Here is a 6,947-nt window from a genome sequence, read left to right as displayed (position 1 = left end):
TGCTGCATAGCAGACCTTATGTTTTTTTCGGGCTCAATTATTAATTTCTTCCAATCGTTCATACGGATATTTTTTTATTTAAAACTACATTTGAAAAAAGAATATTTAATTACTTTCTTTTATGATTTTCAAATAGTATTTATGACCTAAATATTTAAAATAAAGAGGATGATTTTCATTATGTGCAATTCGGAAATGGTTAAACTGACTAGCTATACTTTTTGAGATATCTAACTGGTCATCTTGAGTCATTCTTTTTTTATAAAGAGAGGATTCGCCAATTTGAGGTTGTGATCTGAGTTTACCATATTCATTCACGAATCTTAGACACATTTGGATAATTTTTAATGCCATTTTTTCCCGAAGTTCATTAAGTAATTCATGCCCTTCAAATTCTATCATATCCTTTAAATAAAAAGGACCAGAATCCACCCCCTCAACAGCTTCGAATAGGGTTATGGGTATTTGATTTTTACCTTCTAAAATTTGCCATTGCATGGGAGAAAAACCTTTTCCATGAGGTAAATCACTAGCATGAACTACTATATTATTTTTATTTGGTTGAAGATATTTCCTTGAAAGAAGTTTAGTACAACTAAGTAGAAACATAATATCACAGGGATATAATTCCTGTGATTTGTATACATACTTTACGCTATGTCCCTGTTCCAACAATGCTTTTTTTAATTTATTACCATACGGCACAAACCAACTATTCACTGAATCAGTATAAATAATTATATTCATTTATTTAAAATATCATTAAAGATTTGAGTAATTTAATTAACATCTTTATTCTTTAAATTACCATACATGGATAGGTAATTAATCTTTTATAAACCGGTTCTGTTTATTTCAACTCTCTATCTTTTTTTCTTTATAAATATGGAATAAATGGACAAAGTGCAAAGATACTGGTCTGTATTACAGATTTATGAAGCATATCCCTGATCCCGTCTCTTAACTTTTCTATAGTTTCAGAAAGAACTAAAGGAAAGATATAGTTTGAACTGAAATAGGAATGACTCTTAAAGGGAACAAGAATATAATCTACTGACTCCAAAGCAATTTCGTAAGCCGATCTCACATTATTTCTTTTTTCAGGTCTCCAGAAGTCTTTTTCTAATTTCACTATATAATTGTAATTTACCTGCCCTATCCCGGTGACAAGAACGTTTCTTTCTTCAAAATCTACAGATTTATTCCGCCAAAACCCAATTTCTTTGAGGTCTTATTATACTCATCCCATTGACCAATATCCATCCAACTCCCTTCACTTACAGGGAAAATTCCCACTTTTCCATTCCTTTCCATTATCTTTTCAATAAGTGCAGTAATGTGGAAAAATTCATCTTCAGGAATCTCCTCCAGAAGGTGAGGTTCAAGGATATACATTCCTGCATTAATAAAAAAGGTATACTCAGGCTTTTCCTTTATTTTTTCCAATACACCATTCTCTCCAAACTCAAGGGTACCATAAGGGATCTTAAAGTGCTTTACTGCACTTACCGCTGTGAGTTCATTTCCATTAGACTTATGATATTTCAGCATTTCAGAATAATCATCCTTGATGAGGATATCGCAATTAGTAACAAAAAAAGTTTCTTTTAGCTTACCTTTTAAAAGATGAAGGCTCCCGGCAGTACCAAGAGGTTTGTTCTCTTCAAAATAACTGATGTTATAATTCGTTTCGGATGGATGCGCAAAATAGCTACGAATCATATCTTGTTTGTAATTTACTGTCAGATGAAAATTCGTTACCCCAACTTCATTAAAAGAATCTATTATCCATTCCAATATCGGTTTCTCCCCAAGAGGAATAAGGGGTTTAGGGATAATATTTGTAATAGGTTTTAAACGGGTTCCCTTCCCCCCTGCCATAATCACTACAGGAATATCAGGAAGTGTATCCACCCTCTCTTTTTTTTCAGAAAAAATCTGATCCCAGAAAATTACATCTGCAACATTTTTCTCATCATCAACTATTGGCATAGCTTCAATACGATGCTGAAGCATAAGATTACGAATATCTTCTACATTATCCTGATCTGATGCAATAATAACCCTATCCCTTAAAATGGAATTTATTTCTGCATCCAATGAATGATTAGATAGTATTGCTCTCTGGATATCACCAATACTCAGAACCGACATGAACTTATTATTATTACATACAAAAAGTAGTTTTGATCTTACCTCATCCATATGCTGCATAGCAGACCTTATGTTTTTTTCGGGCTCAATTATTAATTTCTTCCAATTATCCATATATCTTTTACTTGGCGGGTATCCCCTTAACTATTTTATTATTCTCGACATTTTTGGTAACAACGGCTCCTGCACCAACGGTCACATTATCCCCAATTTTCACATTTGGCATAATTGTGCTATTTGCCCCTATATAGCAATTTGTCCCGATTTCTACATTCCCCAGCACAACTGCATTGGGAGCTATAGTGGAGTAATCTCCTATTTTGGAGTCGTGCATTATGTTAGCTCCAACATTTATTTTACAAAATTTTCCAATTTCAACTCCAGCTGAAATATGTGTGCTTTGACTGATTATACAGCCATTCCCAATATCAGAAAACCTTGAAATCATTGAATATTTTGAAACCAGTGTAAAAAAGTTATTATTAAAACGAGAATATTCTTTAAAAAGTTTCTTTCGTGTTATTCCTTTATCCGGAGTGATGATCAACTTACTATCGAGGTAACTTTCCAGGATAGATTGAGCTTGCTTATCACTTCCCAGTACCCGAATACCATAATATTCTCCCGTTTTATTATTATCTATGATTCCCATCAACTTCAGGTCCAAAGCAAAAATCTGCTCAATAACCTCATGAAAACCACCAATTAGAATAACTTGTTTAGACTGCATACTCTTTTAGTTTCTTAGAAATATATTCCACCTTCTCTTCTGTTAGGTTTCCATACATTGGTAGGGTAATTAACCTGTTGTATATCGATTCGGTTTTCCTTAATCCTCTTTCTTCTTCATTATAATAAATATCGAATAAATGAACAGGAGGATAATGGACACTGGTCTGTATTCCAGAATCATGAAGCATATCCCTGATCTCGTCTCTTGACTTTTCTACCGATTCAGAAAGAACTATAGGAAAGATATAGTTTGAACTGAAATAGGGGTGATCCTTAAAGGGAACAATAACATTATTTACTGATTCCAAAGCTTTTTCGTAAACTGATCTCACTTTATATCTTTTCTTCAGATCCTCCGGAAGTTTTTCTAACTGAACGATACCAAGGCTAGCTCTTATATCATCCATCCTGTAATTGTATCCTAATTTCACCACATCATATGAAGTTGAATGTCCCTTTGCACGGTTATAAGACATGGTTGTCATCCCATGAGAACGTAATAGTTTTGCTTTTTCTGCAAGTTCCTTGTTGTTAGTGAGGAACATCCCCCCCTCTCCTGTACTTAAATTCTTATTGCTAAAGAAACTGAAACATCCCACATCTCCAATTGTTCCCAGTTTTTTACCCTTATATTCAGAGAGAGGGCCGTGACAGGCATCCTCTACAACCTTAAGATTATGTTCGTGGGCAATAGCCAATATTTCGTCCATATTACAGGTAAATCCAGCATAATGCATTACAATAATTGCCTTAGTTCTTTCTGTAATAAGTTTTTTTATATGTTCAGGATCTATTGTAAGATTATCTTCACTTATTATATCTGCAAATACTGGAGTAGCTCCAACATATTTGATTGCGTTGGCTGTTGCAACGAAAGTAAATGAAGGGCAAATTACTTCATCGCCCTCCTGGATTTCCAAAACTTCCATAGCTAGATGTAAAGCTACGGTGCAATTGGTCAAACTTACCGCATGTTCAACATTAAAGTATTCACAAAACATTTCTTCCAGTTTCTGTGATTTAGGTCCTGTAGAAATCCATTTGGAGCGCAGAACGTCAATTACAGCTCTCTCCTCTTTATCGTCATAATTAAGATCAAATAATGGTATTTTATAGTTCATTTAAGTGTTATTTTCTTATTTATGGAAGCTACCAGCTCCTATTATAGAATTCGTTTTTACTATCTTTCCGTTTGATATGGTAGAATTACTACCAAAAAAACATCCATCTCCTACCTCGCAATCTCCGTTAACAATGGCTCCTGTAGAAACATGACAAAAATCTCCTATAATTGAATCATGCTCAATTCCAGCATTAGTATTGATAATACAATAATCTCCTATTTCTACATTAGCATTCACGAAAGCATTATGCATTACAACAGTACCCCTCCCAATTTTAGCATGTTGGGAAACATAGGCTCTTGGGGATACAACAGAAGCAATTTTACATTCATGCTTCTGCAAAAGTTTTGCAAGCTTCAGCCTTACTGAATAAGATTTAATTTGACCAACGGTAATTAAAAAGTAAACCTGATCTTTAGCTAGGTCTACAATATCATCATCCCCACCTATAATCTTATAGTTAAGAACGTTATAATTGACGGGGAGATTATTATCAATAATTCCCTTTATTTTGAACCTATTCTCCTGTTCAATAACATCCAGCACAGAATGGCAATGACCACCCCCACCAACTAAAACTATTTCAGGTCTTACACTCAAAATTAATCTCACATTTTACTATCCAGGTACTTTCCTGTTTCCAGGTGCCCGAAGTTTGGAATCATATAAAAGAAAAGTTCAACAACCTCCTCTTTGGTCCATTGATGTTTCTTTCGAAATTCTCCTATCACATTCTCAAATCTTTGAAGTTTTTCATTCTCTACATTCAAAACATTTTTTATAATTCCCATATTCTTAAATTTTTCAAGATCCAGAGTCTCACTATCGGTAAAAAACTCTTCAAAGTCCTTTTCTCCGGTAGTATCACTTCTGGTAAATAAGCACGGCCATTTATTTTGTTGTGGAAGAGTATGGACAAGATCCCTTGCTTCATCTTCATCTTTACATAGATAGGCATCATAACCTCCTTGCTTAAGAAATTTAACAGCAATATCCGCAAAAGAAATCAAATGTAGTTTCTCACTAAGTTTAGGAAAAAATATATCTCTATTATCGCCAAAAATACAGGACATCAGACAAAGTTCTCCACTTTCCTGAGGTGTCACAAAATAACGTTTGACATCATTAGGTGCAACAATTGGTTGTTTTTTCTGAATACGCTGGTTAAAGCCATGCAAAAGAGAACCATCTGAAAAGGCTACATTAGCAAAACGAGCAGTGGATATTTCAATACTTTCACTTCTTCGCATTAAAAACATTTCCATAATACGTTTTGAAGCCCCCATCATATTTACAGGATTAGCAGCTTTATCAGTGGATACACAAAAATATTTGTTTGCACCATTCTTTATACTCTGCCCAATGGTCTTATCTGTATTAAAGATATTAACATCAATCATCCTCATCAAGGTAAAAGGGTCTTTCTCACTACGCACATGCTTTAAGGCAGAGAGATTCAAAATATAGTCATACTTACCATCAGATTCTATAAATGCATCGTACTCCATGGAACCAATATCAAGAGCAAACGTTTGGAAATCTCCATCTATATAACCGAAGGAACTGCGAATATCCCTTACCAACTCTACCATATTATTTTCACTAATATCAACAACATGTAGTTTTAAAGGATTTCTTTTGAATATTTCTTTGGTGACCGCCTGTCCAATTGATCCAGCACCACCTAGCACCAGAAAAGAGGATTTAGAAATTATTTTATTCAATTTCCCATTATATTTATCAATATCTTCAATAAATAATCCTGTATTTCTTCCAATAAGTGAAAGTATATCCATATTATTTTATATAGAGAGATTTATATATATTTTCGTATTCAGCGGCAATTTTTCTTACATCAAATTTTTCTCTTGCCTGTCTTTGTGCAGCAATATTAACCAATGTTTCTTCCGGTGCGTCTAAAATAAGTTTTAGTTTTTTTTCAAGGTCATGTATATTTCCAGATTTAAAAAAGACTGCAGATTCTTCATTAACACATTCTTTATTTTCTGGAATGTCTGAACAAACAATCGGTATACCCGCTATCATCGCTTCGATCAACGCCCCAGGTAGGCCTTCATAATATGAAGGAAACACAAAAACATTTGAAATGGAAAGTAATTCATTTATATCCTTTCTATAACCTAATAAAAAAACATAGCCTTTTAGATTTAGTTCCCTGATCGCCTTTTCCAGCCTCTTCCGATAGTTCCCCTCTCCAACTATCAATAAGATGGAATTTGGAAACTTCTTAATAATGCCTGGCATTGCATTTATCAAGTCCAGCTGCCCTTTCCGATCGAGTAATCGGCTTACATTGATTAAAATATTCCGATTATGGAGGTTAATTTCGTCGAGAAAAATCTTCTTTTTACCGGATTGTAATTTTATATCATCTATTATTCTTCCTCTAAATACAACTTTTACTTTTTCCGGATTTATTTTAAGGGCTTTAATATTAGATTGGCTTATGGTATGAGAGTTTGAAAAAAAGAGATCCACTCTATTCGCCGTCCAACGATCATACCATTCGATTAACTTTAATTTCACTTTATGCTCGAAATCAAGTTTTTCATAACGAACTTTAGCATAAGAATTATTAACAAAGCTATTAATTAGTGGAATTTGCGGGAAAATTCTTTTCATTTTCCGGGAAATAATATCTGCCCGGAATAATGCACTATGAATGATAGTTGGTCTTTCCTTCTTAAAAATAGGAATCAGAGCTTTAACCGCTTCATTAAAATTATACTTCCCGATAATATTTAATTTTACTATTTTGAAATTCTCAAATGTGGTATTTGGAGGAATTGTATTATCCCCTTTATATATCTGCACAAACACCGCCTCATATTCTTCAAAATAAGAGGCTATAAGAGCTAGGCTTTTTTCCGCTCCCCCGGTTTGAATAGTATCTAATAAATACAGAACTTTTTTCAC

The 6,947-nt window shown here is 33.8% G+C and carries 8 protein-coding genes; all 8 read right to left on the bottom strand.

Features of this window, described 5'->3' with window-relative positions; translation table 11 throughout:
• Positions 1–105 precede the first annotated feature (105 nt).
• Positions 106–747 (bottom strand): formyltransferase family protein, encoded by a 642-nt coding sequence (locus Q1K34_RS14025; protein WP_300440115.1) that lies wholly within the window; start codon positions 745–747, stop codon positions 106–108.
• 130 nt (positions 748–877) lie between these two features.
• Positions 878–1,132: a hypothetical protein gene (locus Q1K34_RS14020; RefSeq protein WP_300440113.1), complete on the bottom strand. Its 255-nt coding sequence runs from the start codon at positions 1,130–1,132 to the stop codon at positions 878–880.
• A gap of 59 nt (positions 1,133–1,191) precedes the next feature.
• Positions 1,192–2,214: a nucleotidyltransferase family protein gene (locus tag Q1K34_RS14015; RefSeq protein ID WP_300440111.1), complete on the bottom strand. Its 1,023-nt coding sequence runs from the start codon at positions 2,212–2,214 to the stop codon at positions 1,192–1,194.
• A 61-nt stretch (positions 2,215–2,275) separates the two neighbouring features.
• Entirely contained in the window at positions 2,276–2,884 is a 609-nt protein-coding gene (locus Q1K34_RS14010; RefSeq protein ID WP_300440109.1) for an acetyltransferase, read from the bottom strand.
• Entirely contained in the window at positions 2,874–4,007 is a 1,134-nt protein-coding gene (locus Q1K34_RS14005) for a DegT/DnrJ/EryC1/StrS family aminotransferase (RefSeq protein WP_300440107.1), read from the bottom strand. Before Q1K34_RS14005 ends, Q1K34_RS14010 begins: the two co-directional genes overlap by 11 nt.
• A gap of 15 nt (positions 4,008–4,022) precedes the next feature.
• Entirely contained in the window at positions 4,023–4,622 is a 600-nt protein-coding gene (locus Q1K34_RS14000) for an acetyltransferase (RefSeq protein WP_300440105.1), read from the bottom strand.
• Positions 4,619–5,806, bottom strand: coding sequence for a UDP-N-acetylglucosamine 4,6-dehydratase (locus tag Q1K34_RS13995; RefSeq protein WP_300440103.1), 1,188 nt, complete (start codon positions 5,804–5,806; stop codon positions 4,619–4,621). The genes Q1K34_RS14000 and Q1K34_RS13995 overlap by 4 nt, the downstream gene beginning before the upstream one ends.
• 1 nt (position 5,807) lies before the next feature.
• On the bottom strand, positions 5,808–6,947 hold the full coding sequence (locus Q1K34_RS13990) for a glycosyltransferase (RefSeq protein ID WP_300440100.1): 1,140 nt from the start codon (positions 6,945–6,947) through the stop codon (positions 5,808–5,810).

Origin of the sequence: Christiangramia sp., from assembly GCF_029937855.1 — a bacterium.
Taxonomy (GTDB): domain Bacteria; phylum Bacteroidota; class Bacteroidia; order Flavobacteriales; family Flavobacteriaceae; genus Christiangramia.
The sequence above is the reverse complement of the archived record's forward strand: the minus strand, read 5'-3'. Positions and strand labels throughout refer to the sequence as shown.

Bases quoted from the DNA above. Each gene is read 5' to 3' on its own strand.
- Q1K34_RS14010 (WP_300440109.1), bottom strand. From the start codon at position 2,884: ATGCAGTCTAAACAAGTTATTCTAATTGGTGGTTTTCATGAGGTTATT.
- Q1K34_RS13995 (WP_300440103.1), bottom strand. From the start codon at position 5,806: ATGGATATACTTTCACTTATTGGAAGAAATACAGGATTATTTATTGAA.
- Q1K34_RS14025 (WP_300440115.1), bottom strand. From the start codon at position 747: ATGAATATAATTATTTATACTGATTCAGTGAATAGTTGGTTTGTGCCG.
- Q1K34_RS14015 (WP_300440111.1), bottom strand. From the start codon at position 2,214: ATGCAGCATATGGATGAGGTAAGATCAAAACTACTTTTTGTATGTAAT.
- Q1K34_RS14005 (WP_300440107.1), bottom strand. From the start codon at position 4,007: ATGAACTATAAAATACCATTATTTGATCTTAATTATGACGATAAAGAG.